The following is a 26,675-nucleotide window of genomic DNA, read 5'->3' as shown; positions in this document are numbered from 1 at the left end:
CCAGGAAAACTATTTTTTTGTTATATGAATAGGTGTCTTGACTATTTAATAAAAATTCGCTGTATCTTTATCTAGCAACGAAGAAATTTCTAAAAAATTCCTATCTATTTATTTTGTAAATAAAAATTAATAATTCTGTTTTTTTATTTTTTAGAAACCCTGTAGCGATGAGGTGAAATGTGCTATTATTTATTCAACAAATCATTTTATTCTTTAGGGGAGGAAAATATGAAGAATTTTGCAGAAAATTTGTTAAGGGCAATTGAATCAAAAAAGGAGCGCATGATTGAGATCCGACGTTATTTACATGCGCACCCGGAGTTATCTTTTAAGGAACAGAAGACGGCTGCATACATCACGGATTTTTATCAAGACTTGGAATGTACAGTGAAAAAGAATGTTGGCGGTTACGGGGTGGTCGTGGAGATCGACAGCGGCAAACCGGGGAAAAATCTTGCTTTGCGCGCGGATTTTGACGCATTGCCGATCCAAGAGGAAACGGGGCTCCCGTTTTCATCTGAAAATCCTGGAGTCATGCACGCTTGTGGTCACGATGCTCACACTGCTTATATGCTGATTTTGGCAGAAAGCTTGATTGAGCTGAAGGATCAATTGACAGGAAAAGTAACGATTCTGCATCAACCTGCGGAAGAAACACCACCAGGGGGAGCGATTCAAATGATCAAAGATGGCTGCCTTGAAGGGGTAGATCATGTGATTGGGTGTCATGTGATGTCAGGCTTTGATCTCGGTACGGTCTATTATCATGCCGGTCCTACTCAAACGGGGCGTGCGACCTTCAAATTGAAAGTGCAAGGAAAAGGAAGTCACGGCTCTATGCCTAACGCCGGGATCGATGCGGTTTTAGTCGGCAGCCAAATTGTCGTAAACTTGCAAAGCATCGTAAGTCGTCGCGTGAACCCATTCGATATGACGACATTGACAGTGGGATCTTTTGATGGAAAGGGATCTGCCAATGTCTTAAAGGATGCCGTGTACTTAGAAGGGGACATTCGCATGATGAACGAAGCCAGTCGTCCTATTATCAAAGAGGCTTTCGAGAGTGTCGTCAAAGGGGTTTGCGAAGCTTATGGCGCGACTTTTGATTTGAATTATGCAGATGATTATCCTGTTTTAATGAATGATCAAAAACTGACTGAATTTGTTGCGAATAGTTTACAAGAGCACTCATTTTATGAATTAAAAGCAGTTGTTGACAGCGGCCCGATCGCTCCATCAGAGGATTTTGCCTATTACTGCCAAGAACGGCCAAGCTGCTTCTTTTATATTGGTGCCACTGGAGAAGGACAAGTTTCTTATCCCCATCACCATCCGAAATTTGATATTGATGAAGACTCTATGCTGATTGCTGCGAAGTCGATGGGAACGATCGTGTCAAATTATTTTGGTCAGGAGAGCTAATATGAAAGAAAAGAAGCTGTTTTATGGATGGAAGGTCGTTTTTGGGTGTGTTTGTATTACCGCGACGATTGTTCCGATGGTTATGTCTTTAGCCAATGTCTACTTATTGTCAGTGACCGACGATTTAGGGATTTCCCGTAGTGCATTTACCCTGGTCAACACGATCACGCAATCAATGGGGATCATTTTTTCGCCTTTTGTAGCGAAAAAATTAGCGACAGGAAATTTGAAGAAAATACAAACGATCGCCTTGCTGTTTTTCATTGCGGCGTATTTCAGTTTTTCTTTTGCTACTGCGGCATGGCAATTGTACTTGCTGGCGATTGTGTTAGGAATTGCGTATACGAGCAGTACCTTGATTCCAGTCAGTATGATCATCACCAACTGGTTTGAAGAAAAGCGCGGCTTAGCGATGAGTATCGCTATGGCGGGGATTGGTCTGGGCGGATTTATTTTCAGCCCGGTACTAAGCTATTTATTAGCAAACTTTGGCTGGCGGGCATCTTATCGAATGATCGCGTTCCTTTTGCTGATCATCACGCTTCCAATTTCATTATTTGTTTTGAAGAAGAGTCCTGCCGAGATGGGCTTAAAGGCTTATGGTGCAAGCAACCTAGCTAGTCCGACAGAAAAAACGGAACAAAAGACGTCATTGAACATCCAACAGTTAATCAAACAACCGATCTTTTTGATGTTGGTTATTGGAATTTTTTGTAACGGGCTGTTGAATTCCGGTTCATTAGGACAATTTCCTCCTGCTTTAGAAGAAATGCACGGAGTCGTGGTGAAATCTTCCATCATTTCCTTGTATTCGTTGGTAGGGATTTTTGGTAAATTGATTTTAGGCTGGATCGATGATCACTTTGGTACGGTGAAAAGTACCATTTTCGGTTGTGGGTTCATGACGCTGGCATTTATTTTATTATTAAATGGCCATCAACTGGTGATGATTTATCTAATGGCTTTCTGTTTTGGATTGGGGACTCCGATTGGGACAGTTTCGCCTCCTTTGATCACTGCGCGTATTTACGGAAGAGAGCACTACGCAGAAGTCTATGGGATCATTAGCAGTATTACCCAAGTTGGATTGACACTCGGCTCATTGATGATCGCCACTATTTATGATCAGACCGGTTCTTATCAACTAGGATGGCAGCTCTTGATTGCGTTGACAGTCATCACAATGGTGACGTGGATTTTCTCTATGAAAATGGCGAGAGGAAAGAGCGGCGTTTTAGAAACAAAATAATTCTTATAGAATGAAGCAACCCTCGAACACAGTCCTTACGTGTTCGAGGGTTTTTTGTTAATCAATTTGAATGACCTTTACGCCCGCATTCCTAATTTCATTTACTATATTTTGCGAAGAAAATTTGTCCGTAATCAAGTAATCAAAAACTGAGATATCAGCGATTTTAAATTTTGAGGTCAATCCGATTTTTCGATGATCCGCAACTAAAATTTTACATTTGATGGTTTTATTGATCATCATTTCATTGATGGTAGATTCGTTTAAGATCTTTGTAGTCACGCCATTTTCTAAACTGACACCGCTGCAGCCGATCACACAGACATCCGCATTCATCGAAGAAATGGTGTGCAGAGCAATATCTCCAACGAGTGCTTCTTTTGGAAAACGCATTTCCCCACCTGTCAATATGTAGTTGCAGTTGTCTTTATGGGGAGAGTAATTAACTTTTACATTATTTGTCACGACGGTTAAATGATTCGAATGGATAAAATCGAGTGTTTTTAGTGCAGTCGAGCTTGAGTTGATAAACAGAGTGTCGTAATCACTCACGTATTTACTAGCTTCTCTGGCGATCGCCTGCTTGATACGCTCTGGGCCAGACTGATCAAAGTCCGTTTTGTTCTCATAATTATAGGAACAGTAACCATAGTTTCGAATAATATCATTTTTTTCTTCCAATAAATTTAAATCTCTTCGAACCGTACTGATGGATACGTCTAAGGCTTTTGCCAATTCATCAGTCGTCATTTGTTCGGTCAATTGCAGTAGTTCCAAAATATTCTTTTGACGTTTATTGATATTGATGAGCGAGTTCTTCATTATTTGACCTCCTAAAGGAATGTTCCGTTGAATAAATGATTGTGTTTAGCGAGAAGTTCATTTAAAATTCTTTAACCGCTTACATTATACTAAGAAAATCATTAAAAATGGATAGAAAATCATATAAACTGTAGAAAGTCATATAAAAGGGTTTTCATAACGTCGAATACGCTTTAAGATTTAATTGTAAGTCATATCAAATTTATGTGAGGAGCAATTATAATGGGCAAAACAGTCAATGACGTAACGAAAGAAAGCTGGGTATTAGATACTTTTCCTGAGTGGGGTACCTATTTAAATGAAGAGATTGAAGCAGAAAAAGTGAAGGAAGGCACCTTCGCAATGTGGTGGTTAGGCTGTACAGGCATCTGGCTAAAGAGTCATGAAGGAACCAATATTCTATGTGATCTTTGGTGTGGCACTGGAAAAAGAAGTCACGGAAACGGCATGATGAAAAAGGGGCATCAGATGATGCGCATGAGCGGTGTTCAGAAGATGCAACCAAATTTACGGACACAGCCCTTTGTGATTGATCCATTTGAAGTGAAAAATGTGGATGCGTTGGTAGTGACCCATATTCACTCGGATCACCTCGACATCAATACCGCTGCTGCGGTGCATCAAAATTGTCCAGAGGCTAAATTTGTTGGGCCTAAGGAAGTTGTCAATACGTGGTTAAAATGGGGAATTCCAAAAGAGAAAACGGTGATCGTTAAGCCAGGGGATGAAATCAAGATCAAAGATATCAACGTGGTTGCCTTAGAAGCTTTTGACCGGACCGCTTTGGTTACTTGTGAAGATCCAGAGGTCACTCTAAAAGGAAAGATGCCTCAAGACATGGATGAAATTGCGGTGAACTACTTGTTTGAAACCTCTGGAGGCAGTCTTTATCATGCAGGAGATTCTCACTATTCAAATATGTTCGCGAAGCATGGCAACGAGCATAAAATTGATGTTTGTTTAGGAGCCTACGGGGAAAATCCAAGAGGTATCACGGATAAGGTCACTTCCGTCGACATGCTGCGGATGGCGGAATCTTTAAATGCGAAGGTAGTTATTCCTGTTCATTATGATATCTGGGCGAACTTCATGGCCGATCCAAAGGAAATTACAGAAATTTGGAAATTTAAAAGGGATCGGTTGAAGTACGCGTTTAAACCGTACATTTGGCAAGTAGGTGGCAAGTTTACGTATCCGACAAATAAAGATGATCTTGAATTTAATTTCTATCGCGGCTTTGAAGATGCCTTTTCCGTAGAAAATGACACCCCATTTCCATCATTCTTATAAAAAGAAAGGAGACTCTCATGCTTAACTATTTTTATGACAACGGATTGATCAACTATTCCGACAAAGAGATCACGGATTGGCGAGAAGCGATTGCGGAAAGCTGCCAATTATTATTGGATAAAAAAATCATCGATCAAACGTACGTAGACGAAATCATTCGATGTGTCGAAGAACATGGGCCGTACATTGTTATTGTGCCAGAGGTCGCTATGCCGCATTCCTCGGAAGAAAGCGAAGGCGTCTTTGGAACAGCGATCTCATTTACGAAAATGAAGCATTCGGTGTCCTTTGAAAGTGCCGACGAAGAAAAATCTGCGATCTTATTTTTCACTTTAGCAGCCAAAAATCCAGAAGAGCATATGGAAAATATTCAAAATTTGTCTGAATTATTGATGACGGAAGGGCTGATCGAACGGTTAGCAGAAACACAATCAATCGAGGAGTACAAAGCTGTGATGAAAGAGTTTAACGTATAGGAGGAAAAAGGAATGGGTGACTTTTTGTTAAGTATTTGGACATATTTTGCGACAAACATTTTGACACAGCCGGCGTACCTGATTGGATTTATTGTGTTACTGGGGTACATTTTGTTAAAACGGCCATTATATGAATGTGTCGCGGGTTTTCTGAAGGCGACCGTTGGTTACTTTATTTTGACGGTTGGTTCAGGCGGCTTAGTCAACAACTTCCGACCAATCTTAGTTGGATTAAAAGAACGGTTTAACTTGAATGCGATGGTAACCGATCCTTATTTCGGACAAAATGCGGTGGATGCCGGATTGATGGAAACCTTTGGTCGAACCTTTGGCGATGTCATGATTCTGCTATTGATCGCCTTTGTCATGAATATTTTGCTGGTTCGTTTCCAGAAATACACGAAGTTGCGTTCTGTTTTTACGACAGGAAATGTGCAGATTCAACAGTCGGCGACAGCCTTTTGGATTCTCCTGTTTTGCTTTCCTGATTTAGGCAGAGTGCAGGTATTGATTTTCATGGGATTGATCCTAGGCTGTTATTGGGCAGTCGCTTCCAATTTAACTGTAGGAATTACGCAGGAGCTGACCGAGGGCGCTGGTTTTGCCGTTGCCCATCAGCAAATGTTTGGAATTTTCATCTTCGCAAAATTAGCGGAGTGGATGAAGAAACGCGATGAAAAGAAACACAAGTCTGAAAAAATGGACAAAAAACTTGAGGATATCGAACTGCCAGGGTTCTTATCGATATTCAATGAGAACATGGTGGCGACTTCGTTACTGATGCTGTTCTTCTTTGGAATCATTCTATTAGTATTAGGGCAGGATTACCTTGTACAGGCGAAGTTTATGGAGGAAGGGCAAAGTTTCTTATTTTATATTATGACGACCTCGCTGAATTTCGCCGTGTATCTAGCGATTTTACAATTAGGCGTGCGGACCTTCGTGGACGAATTGACACAGTCTTTCCAAGGGATATCCAATACGATCTTACCTGGTGCGGTGCCAGGGATCGACGTGGCAGCGACCTTTGGGTTTGGTTCGCCAAACGCTGTAACGATTGGCTTCCTGTTTGGTGCTTTAGGACAATTCTTAATGATCGGGTTATTGATCTTATTAAAATCACCAACGATCGTCATTGCCGGATTTATTCCATTGTTCTTTGACAATGCGGTCATTGCCGTCTTTGCGAATAACCGTGGCGGATTTAAAGCGGCTTGTCTATTTCCCTTCTTATCAGGGATTATCCAAGTGGGTGGTTCGGCATTATTTGCTACATGGATCGGTATGTCAAAATACGGCGGCTACATTGGAATGTTCGACTGGGCAACTGCTTGGCCGGTGTTCGCCGTGATCATGAAGGTTCTCGGATATGTTGGAATCGCAGTGGTAGTAATTGGGCTCCTGATCATTCCGCAATTGCAATACCGCAAGAATCCAGATGGCTACTTCATGATCGTAGAGGATTACGAACAGTATGCAGAAAAATACCAAGAACAACAGTAATTAGTTAAGACAAATAAGGAGGAAAATATAATGAGAATATTAGTATCTTGCGCGAATGGCTCTGGAACAAGCTTGATGATGATGAGAAGTGTGGAAAAGGCGATGAAGGAATTAAGTGTCCCTATTACAAAAATCCACCATTGTGCGATCTCAGAAGGAAAAAGCTCTGCAACGCAATACGATGTGGTTTTTACACCTGTAAACTTTCTTAATATGTTCACTCAAGCGGAGAAAAAGGGCGTGACGGTGATCGGCATCAAAAATGTCATGTCAGCGAAGGAAATTGGTGAAAAATTTTCGGAATCAGCATTGTATCAAAAAACTAAGTAAAAGAGGAATTCAAGATGAGCAGACCGAACTTACAGATTGCATTGGATCATAACGATTTGGAACATGCGTTGGCGGACGTTTTTAATGTTGGCGCGATCGTTGATATTATTGAAGTGGGAACGATTTTGTGTTTACAGGAAGGGCAAAAAGCCATTCGCTGCATTCGCGGGATGTACCCTGAAAAGAAATTAGTCGCGGATACGAAATGTGCGGATGCTGGCGGAACCGTGGCAAAAAATGTCGCGGATGCAGGTGCGGATTTCATGACAGTGATTTGCTGCGCGACGATCCCGACAATGGAGGCCGCAAAAAAAGAAGTAGAAGAATTGCAAGTTGAATTGTATGGTGATTGGACCTATGAACAAGCAGCGGCGTGGCGTGAGATCGGCATCAAACAAGCAATCTATCATCAAAGTCGGGATGCCTTACTCTCTGGTGAAACATGGGGAGAGAAGGATTTATCCAAAGTAAAAAAACTGATCGACATGGGATTTAACGTTTCTGTTACTGGCGGATTGGATGTGGATACCTTGAAGTTGTTTGAGGGGATCGATGTTTATACCTTTATTACAGGTCGTGGCATTACCGCAGCGAATGATCCAGTGCAGGCCGCTCAAGACTTCAAAGATGAGATCATTCGTATTTGGGGGCAATAATATGGCTCAAATCGGTATTTATGAGAAAGCTTTGCCTAAGGATCTTTCATGGAAAGAACGGTTTGCCTTGGTGAAGGACATGGGATTTGATTTTATTGAGCTGTCGATCGATGAGACTGACGAACGGTTGGCGCGTTTAAATTGGACTGAAAAGGAAATCCAAACGCTGAGAAATGAGATGTTCGAAGCGGATGTTCGAATCAACTCTATTTGTTTAAGCGCCCATCGCCGCTTCCCCTTTGGCTCCCGTGATTTGGAAAAACAGCGAATGGCTCACGAGATCATGCAAAAAGCGATTCATCTGGCACATCAGTTGAGTATCAAAGTGATCCAAGTTGCTGGTTATGATGTCTATTATGAAGAAAAGTCAATGAATTCGAGGGAAGATTTCATTGAAGGAATGAAGGAAAGTGTGAAGGAAGCTTCTAAATACGGCATCATTCTCTCCATCGAGATCATGGATGATCCTTTTATGAATTCTATTTCAAAATTTCTAGAAATCAAAAAGCAGATCCACTCGCCTTATCTGCAAGTCTATCCCGATCTGGGGAACCTGTCGGCTTGGCCGGAAAATGATCCAGCGCACGAGTTGGAAAAGGGGATCGACTGCATCACGTCGATCCATTTAAAGGATACGTACCCTGTAACGGAGGAATCCACTGGGCAATTTCGAGATGTTCCCTTTGGCAAAGGCTGTGTTGATTTTCTCGGCTTGTTAAGAAATCTAAAACGATTGGATTATGACGGGACCTTTTTGATCGAGATGTGGAGTGAAAAAAGCCAAGATTTTCGAGCTGAGATCCAACAGGCAAAAACCTATCTATATTCAAAACTAAAGGAGGCAGGGTATGATGTCGCGTGAAGAAATAATCAACGCAATGAAGCAACGCGTTTTTGAAGCGAATGTGGAACTGCCTCAATACGGGCTAGTGAAGCTGACGTGGGGCAATGTCAGTGAAATCAATCGTGAGTTGGGCGTTATCGTTATCAAGCCCAGCGGTGTAAAGTACGAAAACATGCAGGCTGATCAAATGGTCGTGACAGATTTAACAGGAAAGGTGCTTGATGCCCAGAGCTTAAAGCCATCATCCGACTTGCCGACCCACGTCGTCTTGTATCAGGCTTTCGAGGAAGTGAAGGCGATCGTTCATACACATTCGACCCATTCGGTGATGTGGGCGCAAGCGGGACGCGACTTGCCTGCATACGGCACGACACATGCAGATGCTTTTTATGGAACCATCCCCTGTACACGCCAGTTAACGGAGGCCGAAGTCAAAGAAGCTTATGAAATCAATACGGGACATGTGATCGTTGAAACCTTTAACGAGAGAAAGCTGAAGGCAAGCGAAGTGCCGGGTGTCTTGGTGTATGGGCATGGACCATTTACGTGGGGCGACTCGCCAATGAAAGCAGTCGAAAATAGCTTGATCTTAGATGAGATTTGCTTGATGGCGAAAGAAAATGAGCAGATCAATCCCGATATTTGTGAGATTCCTCAATATTTATTAGACAAACATTATTACCGTAAACACGGTGCCCACGCCTATTATGGACAAGGGTGATCCTTGAAAAAATGCACAAATTAGGATAATGAAAAAGAAAGTCAAAAGGTGAAATACTTTCCATTTGAAAAGTATTTCTTGATTTGACTTTCTTTTTGCATTGTTTTTTTGCTAAATACTTTCCAAATGAAACGTCATCTGTCTTCGAAAAGTTTTTTGAACAGGCGCTGCTCTCTCTTTTCGCTCAAGCGATAAAAGACATTAAAAACACTGATCGCTAAGACAAACACAACCGCAATGACCAGTCCCCATACAGAGAGATGTGGGAAAAATTGTTCTATCAGCGCATGAGTCGCTGCGGTTCCTCCCAATAATCCTGCCAAGGAGACAAAAAACCAGGCGGTTGCTCGATCGAAAAAGAGCAGCATTTGCCTCATTTGCTGTTGACTGAGTGCGGCATGACGCATGATGGTCAGTGCACGTTTTTTTTCTAAGGATAGTTTCCAAAGCGGCAGCAGCCAATACCAGGGTGAGACTTTTCTATAGTCTGAATTTTGTTCCGTAAGAATATCGATCGTATTCCCTTGTTCCTTCATTTCAAGACATCCCTGAAAAAGTGGAAACGTAAAAAGCAGCCAGTTGCCAAAAAAAGAAAAGAATAGCATTAAATTGTCCATTTGCAACACCTCCTAGCAAGGGCAACTATTATTCATAAAGAATGCTGTCCTTATAGATACCGTCACCCCAGATCTCGGCTTCCGAAAGAGTCGTTTCAATCAGCTCGATGGGTTGCTGGTTCACTAAAATCATGGCGCATCGATAATCAGCGAAGGGCTGGTACAAAGGCATTAAGATTGTTTGTCCGACCAATGCTTTATCAATATCGCTGACTTTGAATGCGACATGGGGTTCCTTTTGGATCAAGGGGTCAAGAGTGGAATTTGGTCCGAAAGCATGTAGCTCAATCGGCAAAGAGAGGTCATTCTTTTTGTCCAAAGAGTACATATCAAAGAGCGGACTGTATTTTACATCCGGGTGGTTCTTAAGTTGTTCTAGAGGGACAGGTTTTCCAATATGGTGAAAAGATAAGTGAGCATCGTTCATTGTCATTCCTCATTTCTTGAAAAATAGTGTACCAGAAGATGGAGAAATAGAAAAAGGATAACCAATCATACCTCAGGAATCACCATTGACAAGCAGCCGCTTCTTTGCTATTTTTATAACAATCGATGAAACGCAGTGAGAAAGAAAGTAGAGTAATTACATTTGCCAAAGAGAGTTCCCGTCTGGTGAAAGGGAATGCAGATTGATTAGTTGAAAATGGCTTTTGAGCGGATTTCCCGAACGTTTAAGGGAATACGGATGCCCCCGTTAGCAAGGCACAGTCTCCGAAATCTCTATTTTGGGTACTGATTGAGGTAAAGTCTGCGAAGATTTTACGTATAAAGGTGGTAACGCATGTTAAATGCCCTTAGCAATTTTTTGCTGAGGGTATTTTTTTGTGTCTGCACTCAAGCGATTGCGTGGATTCGAGGAACAATGTTTAAAAAATCAAGTTGGAAGGTGGAAAAGTTATGGCAGGTTTTTTAGTAGTTCAAACGGATTTTGGTTTGCAGGATGGTGCGGTGAACGCAATGTACGGGGTGGCGTATCAAGTGGAGGCCTCATTGACGATCAACAATTTAACCCATGAGATCGAGCCCTACAACATCCACGATGCAAGCTATCGGTTGTTACAGGCAGTGACCTACTGGCCGGCGGGAACGGTTTTTGTGTCAGTGGTTGATCCTGGGGTGGGCTCAACGCGACGCAGTGTGGTTGCAGAATTGCAGGGGGGACAGTATGTGATTACCCCTGACAATGGCACATTGACCTATCTGGCACAATATGTGGGAATCAAAGAGGTCCGTCAAATCGATGAGGAAACGCAGCGTTTGAAGGGATCATCAGAAAGCCACACATTTCATGGGCGTGATGTCTATGTTTACAATGGCGCACGACTTGCCAGCGGAAAAGTACGCTTCACAGAATTGGGTTCGGTTATTCCAACGAATGAGCTCGTAACGTTCCCATTGATCGCGCCGATGCAGAATGAAAATAAGATCGCTGGGACGATCGATATCACAGATATTCGTTTTGGCTCGCTATGGACGAACATTCCCGTGGACTTTTTCAAAAAATGGCATGTTGAATATGGACAAAGCTTGCTAGTAAAAATATACTATCAAGGTGTGGTGCGTTATCAAGATGACGTCGTCTTCGGACGGTCCTTCGCACAAGTGGCGCCAAAAGAAGCGGTATTGTATATCAATTCATTATTAAATGTAGGGTTAGGGATCAATTTGGATTCATTTTCTACAGTGTACAAGATCGGAACGGGAAATGATTGGACGATCGAGTTCACGAAGATTTAGCAATCATAAATGCAGCATGTTGTAGTTTAATAGAAGAAAAAAATAAGAGTAACAAAAAGGAGTAGGACAAATGAATAATAAATTTACAGTAAAACACATTGTCGCGATTGGTATTGGTGCAGCAGTCTTCTTTATTTTGAAGCGTTTCGTGACGATTCCAACGGGTATTCCAAATACAGACATTGCAACAGCATACCCATTTTTGGCTTTGTTGGGTGTCGTATATGGTCCGGTCGTAGCTGGTCTGGCTGGCTTTATCGGACACGCATTGGGTGATTTGACCACTTACGGTGCTTGGTGGTCTTGGATCGTAGCATCAGGAGTCCTTGGCGTTTTCTTCGGTCTGCTTGCGAAGCGTATCCCGATCGAACAAGGAATATTTGGCAAGAAGCAAGTCACGACATTTTTAATCGGAGAAACGATCGCTAATTTGATCACCTGGATCATCATTGCACCGATCGGAGATATTCTGATCTACGCGGAAGCACCGAGCAAGGTCTTTACTCAAGGCGTCGTAGCGGGAATCACGAACTCCGTAGTTACAGGGATCATCGGATTTATTTTATTGAAGGCTTACGCACAGACGAAAACGAAAAAGGGCAGTCTGAATAAAGAAGCCTAGAACGTGAGGGCATAGAATGATCGAGTTTCGTGAGTTTACATTTCAATATGATAGTCAAGCAGAGCCGACATTGAAAACTATCAATCTGACCATCGAACAAGGGGAAAAAGTGTTGATCATGGGGCCAAGCGGTTCTGGGAAATCAACGTTAGGAAAATGCTTGAATGGGATCATTCCGCAGAATGAGAAGGGGATCTTTACTGGAAGTTTGACGATCAATGGCAAGACCTTCAGTGAGGCGTCGATCTATGACCTTTCGTTAGATGTGGGAACAGTATTGCAAGATACCGATAGTCAGTTTGTCGGCCTGACCGTCGCAGAGGACATCGCGTTTTCTTTGGAGAATGAGATGGTAGCGCAAGTAGATATGCGAAAGGCCGTTAATTATTGGGCTGAAAAAACCGATCTGGCGACACAGTTGGAAAAACGGCCGCAGGATCTTTCTGGTGGACAGAAGCAGCGCGTAACGATGGCGGGGGTTCTGATCGATGAAACGCCGATCCTGCTGTTTGATGAACCTTTAGCCAATCTTGATCCTCAGACCGGGTATGAGGCGATCCAAATGATCGATCAATTGTACCAATCGCAAAAATTTACCACGATCATTATTGAGCATCGGCTAGAAGAAGTATTGGCCGCGCCCATTGATCGAGTGATTTTGATGGATGAGGGGACGATCATTGCGGATATGACACCGACCGATTTGTTGAAGAGCGATCTTCTGGCAACCTATGGCATCCGTGAACCTTTGTATATCACAGCGTTAAAACGAGCGGGGATCTCGCTTGCGGATATTCCAGATTTAACACAAGTGGATCAATTGGTCTCACCGGAAATCTCCGCGGCTTTAGCACGATCACGGGGAACATTCAAGGAAGCTTCGCAAAAAGAGCTGCCGTTGCTGTCATTAAAGCAGGTTTCTTTTGGTTTCGGGCAGGAGCCGGTCATCAAGATGATCGATGTTACCCTTTACGAAGGAGAGATGGTCAGCTTAGTCGGACACAACGGTGCGGGAAAATCCACATTGTCTAATTTGATCACAGGATTCTACCCATTGCAGACGGGGGAATTGCTTTGGAAGGGCGAGTCGATCGCGAAGGAGAGTATCAAAGAGCGGGCGGATAAAATCGGCTACGTTCTGCAAAACAGCAATCAAATGCTGTCTAAGAACATGATTTTCGAAGAAGTCGCTTTGGGGCTGGAAAATCGTGGGGTTGACCCCGAGCGTATCCAAGAAAAAGTCTTTGATACATTAAAGGTCTGCGGACTTTATGAATTTCGCAATTGGCCGGTCTCAGCCTTGAGCCATGGACAAAAACGACGTGTGGCAATCGCCGCAATTTTAGTGCTTGAGCCTGAATTGCTGATTCTCGATGAACCTACAGCGGGGCAAGATTATTACCATTACAATGAAATGATGCTGTTTTTGCGCAAATTAAACCAACGAGGGATCACTATTCTGATGATCACTCACGATATGCATTTGATGCTGGAGCACACTGAAAGAACCCTTGTTTTGAAAGAAGGGCAGATTCTCGCAGATGAAACACCTGCAAAGGTATTGTCTTCGGCGGATTTAGTGGCTTCTGCCAGTTTGCGCGAGACGAGCCTGTATCGTTTGGCTGAAAATAATCAGTTGCCGGATGCCACAGGGTTCGTGTCGGCATTTATCCAACATGAGGAGGGACCTTATGGCGGACAATAATCTAATCGGCTATTTGCCGAAACATACACCGATCCACCAACTGAGCGGTTTTACGAAATTGCTGTGCTTCTTGATGATCTCAGTGGTAGGAATGATTTCCTATGACACGCGATTTTTACTTGTATTGGCGGTCTTTTCCGTCATTCTATTCAGAACAGCAAAAATCAGTTATCGAGAGATTTCATTTGTCATGAAATTTATCGCGTTCTTCTCCATCTTGAATTTGTTGACCGTTTATCTGTTCGCGCCGGAATATGGGGTAACGATCTACGGAACGCGCCACGTGATTTTTGATGGCATTGGCAGGTACACGCTCACGCAGGAACAATTGTTTTATGAATTCAATTTGCTGATAAAATATTTTGTAACGATTCCTCCGGGTCTGATATTCATCTTGACCACAAACCCTAGTGAGTTGGCTTCCAGCATTCATCGGGTGGGCGGTTCTTACAAGATCGCATATGCTTTTTCCTTGGCGTTACGCTACATTCCAGACATCCAAGAAGATTTCCGAACGATCTCAAAAGCGCAACAGGCTCGAGGAAACGAACTTTCCAAGAAAGCGTCATTGCTGAAACGTGTCCGAGGGAATTTGACGATCGCGATTCCATTGATTTTTTCAAGTCTGGAACGAATCGAGACGATTTCTTCTGCGATGGAGCTTCGACGCTTCGGAAAGAAAAAGGGACGAACCTGGCTATTGGCTAAGCCATTGAAGCGCAAGGACTACATCGCCTTGTTCCTCGTGCTTCTGCTCTGTTCAGCGGGTATTTTATTATTAGTAGTCAATGGAGGACGGTTTTATAATCCGTTTCGCTAAAAGAAGAAGTACTCGAAGCTTTATTGAAAGGCTACAAAGAGTACAAGCAGATAGTTTCCTATAAGCTGATTCCACTATTATTGTGTAATTTTTAGCACACAAAAAAGCTCTTGGCCTGCAAGCCGAGAGCTTCTTTTGATATCTATTGTTCATGATCTTAGTTGTTCAACAAAAGACCAACGGATTTATTCAGTACGATTCGCAATTCCAGGGATAAATTTTAAACAGTAAAGCGCACATAGTCCGACCACGATGTAAATAATTTTAGCAAGGATCGCTGTGCTTCCACCAGATATTGCTGCAACTAAATCATATTCAAAAAGACCTACTAATAACCAATTAATGCCACCGACAATCAACAATATAAGCGCGATAATATCTAGATATTTCATCTGTAAACCCTCCCTTCTGATTGGTTCAACAGTACCACAGTTACTAGAAGCGCCATATTCATATGCTCATAATAGAAATTTTTTTATTTTATAAGACAAAAAACCGCAGAAAAGTTATGAGAGACTGCTGTTGTCCCTTGGCATAAAAGGTTTTTATCTCATTCATAGCAAAAAAAGGGCGGAGGTGCTTCTGTTTTTTATGAGGTCACGAGGAATAAAAATCTTTTATTTAATAAAACGTACTTTTTTTAAGAAATGAAATGTTCGGCTGTCTTCGCGGGTATAATGGAGGTAAGAAAAGATACGAATGAAAGGGAGCGACGAAAATGCTGAATCCATTTATCAATGCTGGTTTGGAGGTTGCTTTAAAGGAGTTGTTTCGCGGGAACCATGGAACGGAGCAAGTCTATCCAGCAACTGCAACAGATGTCTCCAAAGAACGGTTGATTGTGCATGTTTCTCCCCATCAGCTGCAATTTTTCTTCGTAGAACTAGAACAAGAGGTGCTGCAGGAAGTTGAAGAATAACGTATTAGAAAGAGCAACGAAGGCGTGTTTAAAGTAAAGAGACCTCATGCAAGAGCCGAGCGACCTAGCCGTTGTTTGGCTCTTGTTTCGTAAACAATCCAAAATAAAAAACGATTCGATCCCAAGTGGTAAAGGATCTGAATCGTTTTGAAATGGATCGAACTCTTTAATGGAGACGGCGGGAGTCGAACCCGCGTCCAAACACATCGACACCTAAAAATCTACGCTCATAGTCATACTATTTAAATTTCGCTTTGCCCTCTGCCGCATGACAGGCCGCGGACATTGCTAGTCTGATAGGCTCTTTATCAACTTACAGACAGAAAGTTGATACGTATCCCACTTAGAATAGGACCCTTACTCGAGCACATGGGCGATACCGAGAGGATCTACGCTAACTGTTTTTAGGCAGCTAAAGCGTAAGAGTTATTGTTGTTTTTAGCAGTTATATTTAACTGTAACGTTTTTACGTAGACGTAACCTACGAAGCGCAATTCAGGCTCAAACTATGCCTGTCGAATCCGTAACGTCCCCTTTATGAATAATTTTACTGCAAGAGAAAGTATACCATCCCGTTATAAAAAATGCAAAGATGTAAATGATTCAAAAGAAATTTTTCAGATTCCTGTGAAAAAATTGAAGAAAAAACAAATTGTTAATGAAGATACGGGTAAGGTAATGGTTGAAAAAAATGAAATAGAGTATACTTATAATGAGAATCAGACGATATCAGGGGGTTAATGTATGAATATTTTAATGATCGAAGACAACGAGTCCGTTTCTGAGATGATGCAGATGTTTTTTTTGAACGAAGGTTGGGAAGCAGAATTTAAATACGACGGAAAAGAAGGGCTAGACACCTTTAAAGCGGACCCTGAAAAATGGGATATGATCACGCTTGATCTGAATTTACCAGGGATGGACGGCATGGAAGTCGGTCGTGAGATCCGTAAAGTTTCTAAAACAGTGCCGATCATCATGCTGACAGCAAGAGATTCTGAAAGTGATCAAGTCATTGGATTGGAAATGGGCGCGGACGACTATGTCACGAAGCCTTTCTCACCGCTGACATTGATTGCACGAATCAAGGCGTTGCACCGTCGCAGTGAATTGACGTCAGAACCGCAAAAAGAGTCCGCGACATCAAGCGACAGCTTTGATATCCAAACGGATCATTTTAAAATGAATTTAAAAACTCGGGAAGCGTATTTAGATGATCAGCCGATTGAAGGATTGACACCGAAAGAATTCGACTTGCTGTATACGATGGCGAAAAAGCCGCGGCAAGTATTTACCCGTGAACAATTGCTTGAGCTGGTTTGGGATTATCAGTACTTTGGTGACGAGCGTACAGTGGATGCGCATATCAAGAAATTGCGTCAAAAAATTGAGAAGGTCGGTGCACAAGTCATCCAAACTGTTTGGGGCGTAGGCTACAAATTTGATGACACCGAGGTTGGTCGATGAAATACCTTTACCAACAATTGCTGGCTTTTGGCGGGTTGATCCTATTGATTTTGCTGACGCTGGGGCTGTCGTTTACGCAGTTCACCCGCAAGACGCTGGAGGACAATAACTACAAGGAATTGTTGGGCTATGCGGAATCGATGGAGAAGAATAACAATTCCTTGAGTCGAGACATTCGTTTTGAAGGCATGTCCAGCAATGAAATCTTCCAATTTGCGATCGGCGTGACTGAATCAAGTCTTAATCAACAGGATGTTTCCTTTGTTTTTATCGATAAGGATCGGAACGTGCAATACCCTGAGAAATCGGGGAAAGTCAATCAGCATCTGGTAAGTGACGAACAATGGAAGGCATTGAAGGTCGGGCAGCAGCAGAAAGAGACGAGTTCAAAAAATGTCATGGGGCAGAATCAAACAACGTCCTATGCCATGGTGCCGTTTTTTACAAACGGTGAATTTTTCGGTGTTCTACTGGTGAGTCAGCCGGCGATGAATGTCGAGTCGAGTGTCAACTCGATCGTGACCGATTTGTTCAAGGCGTTTATCATCGCCTCGATCATTGCCATCATAGTTAGTTATTTCTTTGCCACGCAGCAGGTGAAGCGGATCAATCGGATGCGCTCGGCAACAAAAGAAGTGGCATCAGGAAACTTTGATGTGATCGTTCCGAACCGAAATCGCGATGAGTTTGATGACTTGGCGGATGATTTCAATCAAATGACGGTCTCTTTGAAGGCGTCTCAGGAGGAAATCGAACGTCAGGAAGAACGTCGGAAGCAATTCATGGCGGATGCGTCTCACGAGATGCGCACCCCGTTGACGACGATCAATGGGTTATTGGAAGGATTGCAATACAATGCGATTCCTGAGAACCAAAAAGAGAAGGCCATCAAACTGATGCAAAACGAAACGTCTCGGCTGATCCGATTGGTCAATGAAAATCTGGACTATGAAAAAATACGCACCAACCAGATCAGTGTTGTCTTGCAGAAATTCAACGCGACGGAGGCCGTCTCTACATTGGTTTCTCAATTGCATGGGAAAGCGGAGGCTTCGGGGGATGAATTGATCTTACAGGCGGATGCGCCGATCGATGTGTATGCAGATTATGACCGGTTTGTTCAGGTGCTGGTAAATCTGATCCAAAATGCGATCCAGTTTACCACGAATGGAACGATCACTGTGGCCATTAAGAAGCTGGAAAAGGCGACAGAGATCAGTATTGCAGATACCGGGATCGGAATGACGGAGGACCAGGTGAAAAATATCTGGGATCGTTATTACAAAGCCGATCCGTCACGGAAAAATACAAAATACGGGGAATCGGGGTTAGGATTATCCATCGTACAAGAGCTTGTTCGTCTCCACAATGGAACGATCGAAGTGGTGAGTGCTTTGGACAAAGGAACGACGTTTACGGTTGTCTTTCCAGATAAACCTGAGGACACGGATCAAAATGAAGAGAAAAAAGAATCGTCACCCGCTTAATGGGAGACGATTCTTTTTTTGTTTGTAGGGATGTTTCTCTACAGAATAGCTAAGATGATAAAGTTCATGATGAATAAAATATCTACGACCCAAAGAATAGGCGAAATTTCTTTTGTTTTTCCTTTGATCACTTTAACGATGGTGTAGAAAATGAAGCCGGCAGCGATTCCGTAAGAGATGCTGTAGCATAATCCCATAAAGACACTGGCAAAGAAAGCAGGAACCGCTTCTTCTAAGTCTAACCAGTTGATATCAGCGAAAGAAGCCAGCATCATGACACCGACCAAGATCAATGCAGGAGCAGTTGCTTGCGCCGGAACTACGGCGATCAGTGGTGAGAACAAGCTGCTTAGGGCAAAGAGAAGTGCAACGACGATCGACGTCAGACCCGTCCGTCCGCCAGCGCCGATCCCAGCAGCCGATTCAACATACGTTGTCGTGTTTGATGTTCCAAAAATCGCACCGATAGATGTTGCGATCGCATCTGCGAATAAGGCTTTATCCATTTTTGTTTTAAACCCGCGAGAGTCATTTTCAAGTGCGTTTTCGTCTTCTTTTGAGAAGATTCCAGTCCGACGGCCCGTACCAATGAAAGTCCCGATCGTATCGAAAGTATCAGAAAGACTGAAGGCCAAGATCGTCATTAACACTTGAGGTAATTTTGCAGAATTTGAAAACAGAGAACCCATACCTTCAGACCCAAAAGCGGCACCAAAGGTCGTCCCTAATTCTTGGATCGAGCTGCCTAATGAATTGGCGTGCCAATCAATTGCGCCTAATTGAACCACACCCATAGGAATTCCTAATAAGGTCGTGACCACGATCCCAATCAAGATCGCTCCACGAACGTTTTTTACGACTAAAATAGTTGTCAGCGTCAAGCCGATCACAGCTAACAAGATCGGTGCATTGTTGAAGTTTGCTAACGCAGGAACGATTCCGCTGTTGATAGCAACATTGGTCGCTTTGCCGCCTTCAACAACACTGCTGGTGATAGCAGAAGAATCAGCACTAAAGGAAAGAAGTCCCGCATTTTTGATCCCCACATAAGCGACAAAGATCCCGATTCCACCGCCGATTGCGTGCTGCATACTTTCTGGAATCGCATGGATGATCAGTTTACGAATCTTTGTAACAGTGATCAAAATATTAATGATCCCACAGATAAACACCATTGCTAACGCTTGTTGCCACGAATAACCTAGTCCGAAAACGACGGTATAGGTGAAGAACGCATTCAATCCCATACCGGGTGCTTGTGCGTAAGGAACATTGGCAAATAGTCCCATGACTAACGTGCCGATGACCGAAGCGATGATCGTTGCCAAAAATACTGCTTGGAAAGGCATCCCTGAAGCAGACAAGATGGTCGGATTCACGAATAAAATATAACTCATGGCAAAGAATGTAGTGATTCCTGCCATTACTTCAGTGGAAATGTTGGTGCCGTGCTCTTTCAATTTAAAGAATTTCTCCATTATAATTAAACGCTCCTTAAGAATAAGTTCATTATATCGGTAAAAACCGAATACTTTTTTAGTATAATGAAGGAACGATCGACTTTCAACCATAACTTTTAGTAAAGAACAAATTTAAAGGCGAATGTTCGTGTTTAACGGACATTCGCCTTTTTGAAGGAAGTATTTATCAGATAGAAGGAGAGGATCAATACGCAAAGAGAGAGAAAGATGTAAGAAACAGCTTTGAAAAGCGAGACGAAGAATAAATCCAGCAATGTCGTAGAAGACAATTCAAACGAAAGAGAGGAACGGATCGAATAGGCAATGCCGCTCGTCCCATTGCTTAACACAAAGTTGGGCAATTCTTTCATCTGGTTTAACGCCTGATGGTAGAACGATTGCAGAATCGTTTGGTAAAGTGGTTCAAAAAGAGTAAACAGCAAAACGAGACAAATCGTAGCGATCATCAGACCGATGAAGAATTCCAAGCCAATCGCATAGAAAATCTTCTTTTTCGGAAGGGGCTCTTTTTTTTGTTGGTGTACTCTGTAGCCAAAGAAGGCCAGCAAGAGTACAAAAAGAATAAGCCCACTGATCAGCAGGCGGTCAGAAAAGTACCGCTGCAATTGATCAATTTCTTTTGCTGTAAATAATTGAATTTGATTGGAGGAATCTAATTGATACAAGACCAATTTCAACATACTGAAGCTCGTCAGCACAAAGAGAGCGACCAGACAGATCACCCAAGAAAGTGAAAATTGCAGACGATGCCGTTTAATTGTTGAAAGTGTCGTTGAAATAAGTTCCATAGAATGCCACCTCTTAAGAATAAGTATAAAATCCTAATTTGAAAGAAGTATGAATTCTATCGGAAGAAATACGTGCAGATAAAAGAACCCCCTTCACATCTAGGTGAAGGGGGTCCGAATTCAACTTATTGTTGTGGAGTTTGTTCTTGGTATTGCTTGTAAGTCTCGGTTTTGTAAAGATCCTGTGTGGATTTCTTTCCGTGCTGATCAAAGATGCTGGTTGATTTGTCACCTAGTTTGTTTTCGATTTTTTCCATCTTATTCAATCCGTCTTTGTAATCAAATTGAGAGGCATCGATTGGTTTCAAACCACTAGCTGAATAGAAGCGGAGCAGGTCGCCATTGTTGATATTGTCTGACGTATGCAATTGCTTGGAGACAGCTTCTTTCCAACCGTCAGCTTGTCTTTGAAGGATCTCGCTAGGTTCAGAGATCGGCATGCCGTTTTTATTGTCATACAAGTTTCCGCTGTAATACGTGTAGTTCGGTGTCACATAATCCCCATCACGGAAGGCAACGATTTGGCTATTGTCTTTAGACAACAAATCTTGTCCTAGCTGGATGTACTTGCTCGTGTCTGTTCCTAACAGATGAAGCAACGTTGGCAAGGCATCGACTTCACCACCATAGGTATGGTTGATGCCGCCTTTTTCTTGACCAGGAATGTGAACCATATAAGGCACACGCTGCATTTGTGCGTTGTCAAAGTTTGACCATGTTTCTTTAGACTTGCCTAGTAACGGTGCCAAATCAGGATTTCTTGAATTCGAGATCCCGTAGTGGTCGCCGTACATAACAATGATCGAATTATCATACAAACCAGAAGCTTTTAGATAATTGAAGAATTCTTCGACAGCTTTATCTAAATAGTTCGCTGTGGCAAAGTAGCCGTTGATTGTTTCATCGCTCGTGTTTGCCATAGGGAATCCAGCTTCGTCATTCTTGAATTCACTGTATGGATAGTGGTTCGATACGGCGATAAATTTTGAGTAAAATGGCTGTTGCAGACGTTCCAAGTACTTCACAGATTGTTGGAAGAAGGGTTTGTCATGCAAGCCATATTGGAATGAATTTTCGTCATTCACATCATAGTAAGAAGAATCAAAGAAATAGTCGTATCCGAGATTTTTATACGTTTCTGAACGGTTCCAGAAGCTTCCTGAGTTCCCATGGAATGCCGCACTCGTATAGCCTTCTGTCTGCTTCAAAATATCTGGAGCTGCTTGGAAGGTGTTTTTACCGCCTAATTGCGAGAACAGCGATCCTTGGTTCAGCCCAAACAATGAATTTTCCATCAAAGTCTCAGCATCGGAAGTTTTTCCGGCTTTTACTTGGTGGAAGAAATTGTCAAAGGCAAACGTGCTGTTGCTATGGAAAATACTGTTCAAGAACGGTGTAACTTCATGTTCTTGTCCGTTTTCATCCTTCAATTTGTAGTCGATCACAAATTGCTGCAGGCTTTCTAAGTGGATCGTGATCACGTTGCGTCCTTTAGCAAGTCCAAAATACTCGCTATTCGGTGCCGCATGATGTTCTTTTACATAATTCTCAACTTCTTTTAAGTCATTCGGACTTGCTTCGGCGCGGACTTGGTTGGTCTTATACGTTTGGATACCGTCATAAACAGTGAAGGCATTAACACCAAGATATTTGATCAAATAGTCGCGAGAGAAGGTACGAGTCAGTAATTCTGGACGATCTGCTTCGGCTAAGAAAAGATTTCCTGAGAAGATCATGATCGAAAGAGCCGTCATTGCGAAGGCCATTCGTGCACGAACAGGACGTTCTTCTTCTTTGATCTTTTTACGCCACAATAGAATCGGTAAAATCACGATATCGATCAGGTATAAAAGATCAAACGGACGAAAGAGTCGAACCGCGCTTTCACCTAGACCGCTGGCAACTTTCCCAGCGCCTAAAAAGGTGTTGACGGTGATGAAGTCGGTAAATTCACGATAATATACGACGTTAGCAAACAACAAAATACTTGCCAGTGCGTAAATGATCATCATCGTTAAATAGGATGCTTTCGAACGTCGAACATATAAAGCGATCGACAGTAGAAACATTGTCGATGCGATCGGATTAATAAAAAGGATGAAATACTGCGTCAGACTTTCGATCCCTAAATTGAATTCAAATAAGTATGCAAAAATACTTTTCGCCCATAATAAGAATGTCAGTAACGCATAAAAGCCGAGACGTTTATTCAAAAATGCAGGAGCTTTTAGTTTTTTCAATAGTAACTTCCTTTCTGCCGCAAAAAAAGCGGAATGTTCACTTGTTAACAGTTTACTCGCTTCCATCAACCCAGTCAATTCATATTAAAAAGAGAGCAATCATGCTTAAAGAAAACTTTATAAGCGAAAAATACAAATTTTTTTTGCTATACTAGATAAGAAAGCAGGGATGAGAGTGAAAATTGAAGTAACAAACTATGGAATCAAACGAATTCGACAAGGAAATCCATTAATCAAAGAGGAAGATTTAGCAAAGAAAACAAAGGAGCTTCCTTTAGAGTGGGTCGAGTTTGTTGATCATAAGCAAGCCTACGTTGCTACCGGATACTTGGGAAAACAAAACAAAGGGATTGGCTGGGTCCTTGACCAAACGAGACGGCCCATCGATCGCTCTTTTATAAAGGAAGTCTTTCTTCAAGCCATTCAAATGCGGCAGGCATTTTTTGCAGATGAAGGAACGAACGCATTTCGTTTATTTAATGGCGAAGGGGACGGCTTTGGCGGTGTCACGGTGGATTACTATGCGGACTATTTGGTGATCTCTTGGTACAACGAAACCATCTATCATTTTCAAAAGCTGATCGTTGACAGCTTGCTGGAGGCGTATCCTCATGCAAAGGGCGTCGTTGAAAAAATCCGCTTCAAGAGCGAATTGAAGGAGAGTCGCTGGCTGGCGGGAGAAAAACCGGAGGAACCGTTATTAGTAGTGGAAAATGGCGTTTCATATGCCGTATACTTAGATGAAGGCTATATGACTGGAATCTTCTTGGATCAAAAAGACGTGCGCGGGCGCTTGACGGAGGGCCTAGCAGCAGGACAAAGGGTTTTGAATATGTTCAGCTATACGGGGGCCTTTTCCGTAGCGGCAGCGTATGGCGGCGCGCTTGAAACGACCAGTGTTGACTTGGCGCAGCGGAGTTTGCCAAAAACGCAAGAACAATTCGAAGTAAACGGACTGCCGTTAGAACAACAGAAAATTAGAGTAATGGACACTTTTGATTATTTCCGCTATGCATTAAGAAACAACTTACGTTATAATTTGATTATCTTGGATCCGCCAAGCTTTGCTCGGAATAAGAAAAAAACATTTTCTGTTGCGAAGGATTACGGACGGTTGATCGAAGACAGCGTGGACATTCTCTCAGATGAAGGAATGATCATCGCTTCCACCAATGCGGCGAATTTACCGATCAAAAAGTTTAAGCAGTCGATCGAAACGGCTCTGAAGAACAAAAAGGTCGCGTATCAATTAGTAGAAACGCACCGGCTGCCGGCTGATTTTCCTAGTGGCAACTTCGAAGAGAGCGATTATTTAAAAGTATTGTTTTATCAAATAAGCAAGGCGTAGCGAACGCGCCCGATGGTTGTTCGTGAAGCTGAGATCAGAAAAACATGTCATAAAGAAGAAACTGACAAAGGGACTTTACGAATAAAAAAATTGGAAAGCGGGATGGGATGCTTATGATGGATATTCAAGTAAGAGAGGTGCGCTTTGATGCAGGAAAACCTAAAATCTGCGTGCCGATTGTTGGAAAGACTTTCGAGGAAATCATCGAACAAGCGAATGAAGCGAAGAAGATCGCTGAAGTGATCGAATGGCGCGCTGATTATTATGAAGACGTGTTGGACGACGACAAGCTGAACTCTACGCTGTTGGCTTTACGGGACGAGATCAGGAACATTCCCTTGATCTTCAATTTGAGAATGGCAGAATCTGGCGGAGAGATCGACATTACTCTCAATCAGTATCGCCATGTCAACGAGTTCGCGGTATCTTCACGCGCGATCGATTTAGCGGATGTAGAAGTATCGATCATCGATCAATTGTCTACGACCTTCATTAAATGGATGCAGGCATTGGATGTGCGGGTCATCTTAAGCTACTATAATTTTGAAGAAACGCCAGAAGACGCAGTGATCCTGTTCCGTTTGAATTTGATGGAGCATTGGGGTGCGGACATCGCAAAAGTAGTGGTCCAACCGCAAAATGAAGCGGATGTTCTACGTCAGATGGAGATCGTCATGAAGGCACAGACTTTTGTTTCGCTGCCAGTGGTATCGGTCTCGCTAGGACGATTAGGCAAGTTTTCGCAGGTCAGCGGATCATTGGACGGGTCTTGCATGACTTACGGCTGTTTAGAAAACCATCCTTCTCCTGATGCACAGATCGAGGTAGAGAAATTGGCTTTGATGATCGACGTACTGAGATAATTTTTACTCATTGAATAAAATCAAAAAGAAAGCGAATCGCTGTGAAACTATCGATTTGGATAGTCAACGAGCGATTCGCTTTCTTTTTGTAAAGAATTTCCTGAAAAAACTTTACACTTGCTAATTCGTGGTTACTTCATGACATCAATGTCAAAAACCTCAATGTTGTCTAGGCCACCGTAAATTTCATACCAAGGCTTAGCATATTTGCCTAAGATATCATTTAATTCATTGATATTTTCACGGCCTTGCGTATCCAGCCAATCGATCAAAGCGTCTTTGCCGCCGTCAGCATATACTTGAACACCGTCGCGCCAAGTTGCACGACCTCCGAGGATGCCGCAGTAATTTGCACCATGCTCGCCAGCGAAAGTCAGTTCTTCACGGAAAACATCCGCAGGCACACCCGCGCTTAAATAGATAAAAGGTCGTGTCGCTGCTTCTCCTGCTTCTTTGAAGTAGGCGGCCGCCTCTTCTTGTGTGTAAACGACAGGATCATCGCCTTTATTAAAGCCTTCGACATACTTAAAGAGAACAGGAACTTCTACTTTCAAGACATCGATATGGTATTTATCCTTCGTGAATTCCTTAATGGTGTCGATCACCTTTTGTGGTTTGATCTCTGCGAATTCAGGGGAGTGATCGTCAGTGATTTTCGTATCGTAGACGATCGGTTCAACGAATACAGGAATGTCCGCCGCAAGGGCTTCTGTCCCTAAACGTTCTAAGAAAGCGTGCTTGATGTCCAAAATTTCTTTTGGTTCGTCTGGATCATAATAGACGAGAACCTTCGCTGCATCCGCGCCTTTTTCTAATAAGCGATCCAACGATTCGTTTGGCAACAATTCTGGGAGACGACCGGGGGTATTGGCATCGTAGCCGGTTTTTTCATAAGACAGAATCAATCCGCAGCTTGGGTCTTTTGCTTGGATGCCCTTGAAGCCATATTGTTCGTCTAGCAGGATCGCGCTAACGTGTTTCGTCAATTCTTGTGAGACGAGCTCTTTGAATTCGTAAACTTGATCCATTGAAAACTTATCTTCACCGACAGCCGTTTGCATCATCTTTTTCATAGAGCCTCGTTGATCGATCGCTAAGGCCGCAATGACACCTTGATCATTTGACAATTGTTGCATCTTCTCAAACTTTCCTCTTGAAATTCTTTTCATGATGAATACATCCTTTCTCGTACAAATTCAGTGTAGAACTTTTAAGAAAAAAGACCAAACAAAACGACCGATTTGTCTCATTTTCGCTTTTTTGCTAGA

Annotated in this window: 27 protein-coding genes, 1 other RNA gene and 1 other annotated feature; of the genes, 19 read left to right on the top strand and 9 right to left on the bottom strand. The window is 42.7% G+C overall.

Annotated elements, in window-relative coordinates:
- Positions 1 to 228: 228 nt before the first annotated feature.
- Both IGI66_RS08340 and IGI66_RS08335 read left to right on the top strand, forming a co-directional pair.
- Positions 229 to 1,422 carry an amidohydrolase gene (locus IGI66_RS08340; protein WP_438848463.1) on the top strand — a complete coding sequence of 398 codons (1,194 nt, stop codon included), beginning with the start codon at positions 229 to 231 and terminating at the stop codon, positions 1,420 to 1,422.
- A gap of 1 nt (position 1,423) precedes the next feature.
- On the top strand, positions 1,424 to 2,671 hold the full coding sequence (locus tag IGI66_RS08335; RefSeq protein WP_438848461.1) for an MFS transporter: 1,248 nt from the start codon (positions 1,424 to 1,426) through the stop codon (positions 2,669 to 2,671).
- A 57-nt stretch (positions 2,672 to 2,728) separates the two neighbouring features.
- Here IGI66_RS08335 and IGI66_RS08330 read toward each other — a convergent pair whose 3' ends face one another.
- Positions 2,729 to 3,493 carry a DeoR/GlpR family DNA-binding transcription regulator gene (locus IGI66_RS08330; protein WP_438848459.1) on the bottom strand — a complete coding sequence of 255 codons (765 nt, stop codon included), beginning with the start codon at positions 3,491 to 3,493 and terminating at the stop codon, positions 2,729 to 2,731.
- 222 nt (positions 3,494 to 3,715) lie between these two features.
- Between IGI66_RS08330 and ulaG the strand changes: the two genes are divergently transcribed.
- From ulaG to IGI66_RS08295, 7 genes are read left to right on the top strand one after another with little or no spacing between them, the layout of a single operon-like run.
- Positions 3,716 to 4,783, top strand: coding sequence for an L-ascorbate 6-phosphate lactonase (ulaG, locus tag IGI66_RS08325; protein WP_438848457.1), 1,068 nt, complete (start codon positions 3,716 to 3,718; stop codon positions 4,781 to 4,783).
- A 17-nt stretch (positions 4,784 to 4,800) separates the two neighbouring features.
- Complete coding sequence (locus IGI66_RS08320; RefSeq protein WP_438848455.1) at positions 4,801 to 5,259, top strand: PTS sugar transporter subunit IIA; 459 nt, start codon at positions 4,801 to 4,803, stop codon at positions 5,257 to 5,259.
- 12 nt (positions 5,260 to 5,271) lie between these two features.
- Positions 5,272 to 6,762 carry a PTS ascorbate transporter subunit IIC gene (locus tag IGI66_RS08315; RefSeq protein ID WP_010780515.1) on the top strand — a complete coding sequence of 497 codons (1,491 nt, stop codon included), beginning with the start codon at positions 5,272 to 5,274 and terminating at the stop codon, positions 6,760 to 6,762.
- 30 nt (positions 6,763 to 6,792) lie between these two features.
- Positions 6,793 to 7,092 carry a PTS sugar transporter subunit IIB gene (locus IGI66_RS08310; RefSeq protein ID WP_010780516.1) on the top strand — a complete coding sequence of 100 codons (300 nt, stop codon included), beginning with the start codon at positions 6,793 to 6,795 and terminating at the stop codon, positions 7,090 to 7,092.
- Between the two features lie 14 nt (positions 7,093 to 7,106).
- Positions 7,107 to 7,748, top strand: coding sequence for a 3-keto-L-gulonate-6-phosphate decarboxylase UlaD (locus IGI66_RS08305; RefSeq protein ID WP_010780517.1), 642 nt, complete (start codon positions 7,107 to 7,109; stop codon positions 7,746 to 7,748).
- 1 nt (position 7,749) lies between these two features.
- Positions 7,750 to 8,610 carry an L-ribulose-5-phosphate 3-epimerase gene (locus tag IGI66_RS08300; protein WP_114524559.1) on the top strand — a complete coding sequence of 287 codons (861 nt, stop codon included), beginning with the start codon at positions 7,750 to 7,752 and terminating at the stop codon, positions 8,608 to 8,610.
- Positions 8,600 to 9,313, top strand: coding sequence for an L-ribulose-5-phosphate 4-epimerase (locus IGI66_RS08295; protein WP_438849287.1), 714 nt, complete (start codon positions 8,600 to 8,602; stop codon positions 9,311 to 9,313). Before IGI66_RS08300 ends, IGI66_RS08295 begins: the two co-directional genes overlap by 11 nt.
- Positions 9,314 to 9,447: 134 nt before the next feature.
- Here the strand turns inward: IGI66_RS08295 and IGI66_RS08290 are convergent, their stop codons facing one another.
- Positions 9,448 to 9,930, bottom strand: coding sequence for a hypothetical protein (locus IGI66_RS08290; RefSeq protein ID WP_438848452.1), 483 nt, complete (start codon positions 9,928 to 9,930; stop codon positions 9,448 to 9,450).
- Between the two features lie 28 nt (positions 9,931 to 9,958).
- On the bottom strand, positions 9,959 to 10,357 hold the full coding sequence (locus tag IGI66_RS08285; RefSeq protein WP_010780521.1) for a hypothetical protein: 399 nt from the start codon (positions 10,355 to 10,357) through the stop codon (positions 9,959 to 9,961).
- Positions 10,358 to 10,483: 126 nt separating this feature from the next.
- Positions 10,484 to 10,729 (top strand) — a binding site (T-box leader).
- A 98-nt stretch (positions 10,730 to 10,827) separates the two neighbouring features.
- On the opposite strand from IGI66_RS08285, the gene IGI66_RS08280 reads away from it, so the two are divergent.
- From IGI66_RS08280 to IGI66_RS08265, 4 genes are all read left to right on the top strand, one after another.
- The gene (locus IGI66_RS08280; protein ID WP_438848450.1) at positions 10,828 to 11,667 is read left to right on the top strand and encodes an SAM hydrolase/SAM-dependent halogenase family protein; all 840 of its coding nucleotides are present in this window, start codon (positions 10,828 to 10,830) and stop codon (positions 11,665 to 11,667) included.
- A 70-nt stretch (positions 11,668 to 11,737) separates the two neighbouring features.
- Positions 11,738 to 12,289 (top strand): ECF-type riboflavin transporter substrate-binding protein, encoded by a 552-nt coding sequence (locus IGI66_RS08275; protein WP_010780523.1) that lies wholly within the window; start codon positions 11,738 to 11,740, stop codon positions 12,287 to 12,289.
- Positions 12,290 to 12,305: 16 nt separating this feature from the next.
- A complete protein-coding gene (locus IGI66_RS08270; protein WP_438848448.1) occupies positions 12,306 to 13,994 on the top strand; it encodes an ABC transporter ATP-binding protein in 1,689 nt (562 codons plus the stop codon).
- Positions 13,981 to 14,814, top strand: coding sequence for an energy-coupling factor transporter transmembrane component T family protein (locus IGI66_RS08265; RefSeq protein WP_438848447.1), 834 nt, complete (start codon positions 13,981 to 13,983; stop codon positions 14,812 to 14,814). The genes IGI66_RS08270 and IGI66_RS08265 overlap by 14 nt, the downstream gene beginning before the upstream one ends.
- A gap of 185 nt (positions 14,815 to 14,999) precedes the next feature.
- Here IGI66_RS08265 and IGI66_RS08260 read toward each other — a convergent pair whose 3' ends face one another.
- Positions 15,000 to 15,206, bottom strand: coding sequence for a DUF378 domain-containing protein (locus IGI66_RS08260; protein WP_010780526.1), 207 nt, complete (start codon positions 15,204 to 15,206; stop codon positions 15,000 to 15,002).
- A gap of 326 nt (positions 15,207 to 15,532) precedes the next feature.
- Here IGI66_RS08260 and IGI66_RS08255 point away from each other — a divergent pair, with 326 nt between their 5' ends.
- The gene (locus IGI66_RS08255; RefSeq protein ID WP_438848445.1) at positions 15,533 to 15,733 is read left to right on the top strand and encodes a hypothetical protein; all 201 of its coding nucleotides are present in this window, start codon (positions 15,533 to 15,535) and stop codon (positions 15,731 to 15,733) included.
- A gap of 167 nt (positions 15,734 to 15,900) precedes the next feature.
- Here the strand turns inward: IGI66_RS08255 and ssrA are convergent.
- Positions 15,901 to 16,267, bottom strand: a transfer-messenger RNA (tmRNA) gene (ssrA, locus tag IGI66_RS08250).
- 3 nt (positions 16,268 to 16,270) lie between these two features.
- Between ssrA and IGI66_RS08245 the strand changes: the two genes are divergently transcribed.
- Genes IGI66_RS08245 through IGI66_RS08235 form a run of 3 tightly spaced genes read left to right on the top strand, consistent with a single transcriptional unit; the run spans position 16,271 to position 18,687 of the window.
- A complete protein-coding gene (locus tag IGI66_RS08245) occupies positions 16,271 to 16,474 on the top strand; it encodes a hypothetical protein (protein ID WP_044926188.1) in 204 nt (67 codons plus the stop codon).
- A gap of 3 nt (positions 16,475 to 16,477) precedes the next feature.
- Complete coding sequence (locus IGI66_RS08240; RefSeq protein WP_010780528.1) at positions 16,478 to 17,200, top strand: response regulator transcription factor; 723 nt, start codon at positions 16,478 to 16,480, stop codon at positions 17,198 to 17,200.
- Positions 17,197 to 18,687 carry a sensor histidine kinase gene (locus IGI66_RS08235; protein WP_288227394.1) on the top strand — a complete coding sequence of 497 codons (1,491 nt, stop codon included), beginning with the start codon at positions 17,197 to 17,199 and terminating at the stop codon, positions 18,685 to 18,687. Before IGI66_RS08240 ends, IGI66_RS08235 begins: the two co-directional genes overlap by 4 nt.
- A gap of 38 nt (positions 18,688 to 18,725) precedes the next feature.
- Here IGI66_RS08235 and IGI66_RS08230 read toward each other — a convergent pair whose 3' ends face one another.
- The 3 genes from IGI66_RS08230 to IGI66_RS08220 form a co-directional block, all read right to left on the bottom strand.
- Positions 18,726 to 20,165, bottom strand: a complete 1,440-nt coding sequence (locus IGI66_RS08230; protein WP_438848443.1) for an NCS2 family permease — start codon at positions 20,163 to 20,165, stop codon at positions 18,726 to 18,728.
- 134 nt (positions 20,166 to 20,299) lie between these two features.
- Positions 20,300 to 20,956 (bottom strand): hypothetical protein, encoded by a 657-nt coding sequence (locus tag IGI66_RS08225; RefSeq protein ID WP_010780531.1) that lies wholly within the window; start codon positions 20,954 to 20,956, stop codon positions 20,300 to 20,302.
- A 125-nt stretch (positions 20,957 to 21,081) separates the two neighbouring features.
- Positions 21,082 to 23,196 (bottom strand): LTA synthase family protein, encoded by a 2,115-nt coding sequence (locus tag IGI66_RS08220; RefSeq protein WP_086303659.1) that lies wholly within the window; start codon positions 23,194 to 23,196, stop codon positions 21,082 to 21,084.
- A gap of 175 nt (positions 23,197 to 23,371) precedes the next feature.
- On the opposite strand from IGI66_RS08220, the gene IGI66_RS08215 reads away from it, so the two are divergent.
- Together IGI66_RS08215 and aroD are read left to right on the top strand one after the other, a co-directional pair.
- Entirely contained in the window at positions 23,372 to 24,544 is a 1,173-nt protein-coding gene (locus IGI66_RS08215; protein ID WP_438848440.1) for a class I SAM-dependent rRNA methyltransferase, read from the top strand.
- Between the two features lie 113 nt (positions 24,545 to 24,657).
- A complete protein-coding gene (gene aroD, locus IGI66_RS08210; protein WP_010780534.1) occupies positions 24,658 to 25,407 on the top strand; it encodes a type I 3-dehydroquinate dehydratase in 750 nt (249 codons plus the stop codon).
- A 131-nt stretch (positions 25,408 to 25,538) separates the two neighbouring features.
- Here aroD and IGI66_RS08205 read toward each other — a convergent pair whose 3' ends face one another.
- Positions 25,539 to 26,576 carry a tagatose 1,6-diphosphate aldolase gene (locus tag IGI66_RS08205; protein ID WP_431379572.1) on the bottom strand — a complete coding sequence of 346 codons (1,038 nt, stop codon included), beginning with the start codon at positions 26,574 to 26,576 and terminating at the stop codon, positions 25,539 to 25,541.
- Positions 26,577 to 26,675 lie beyond the last annotated feature (99 nt).

This window comes from Enterococcus sp. AZ048 (assembly GCF_051715125.1).
In the GTDB taxonomy this organism is placed as follows: domain Bacteria; phylum Bacillota; class Bacilli; order Lactobacillales; family Enterococcaceae; genus Enterococcus_A; species Enterococcus_A gilvus.
The sequence above is the reverse complement of the archived record's forward strand: the minus strand, read 5'-3'. Positions and strand labels throughout refer to the sequence as shown.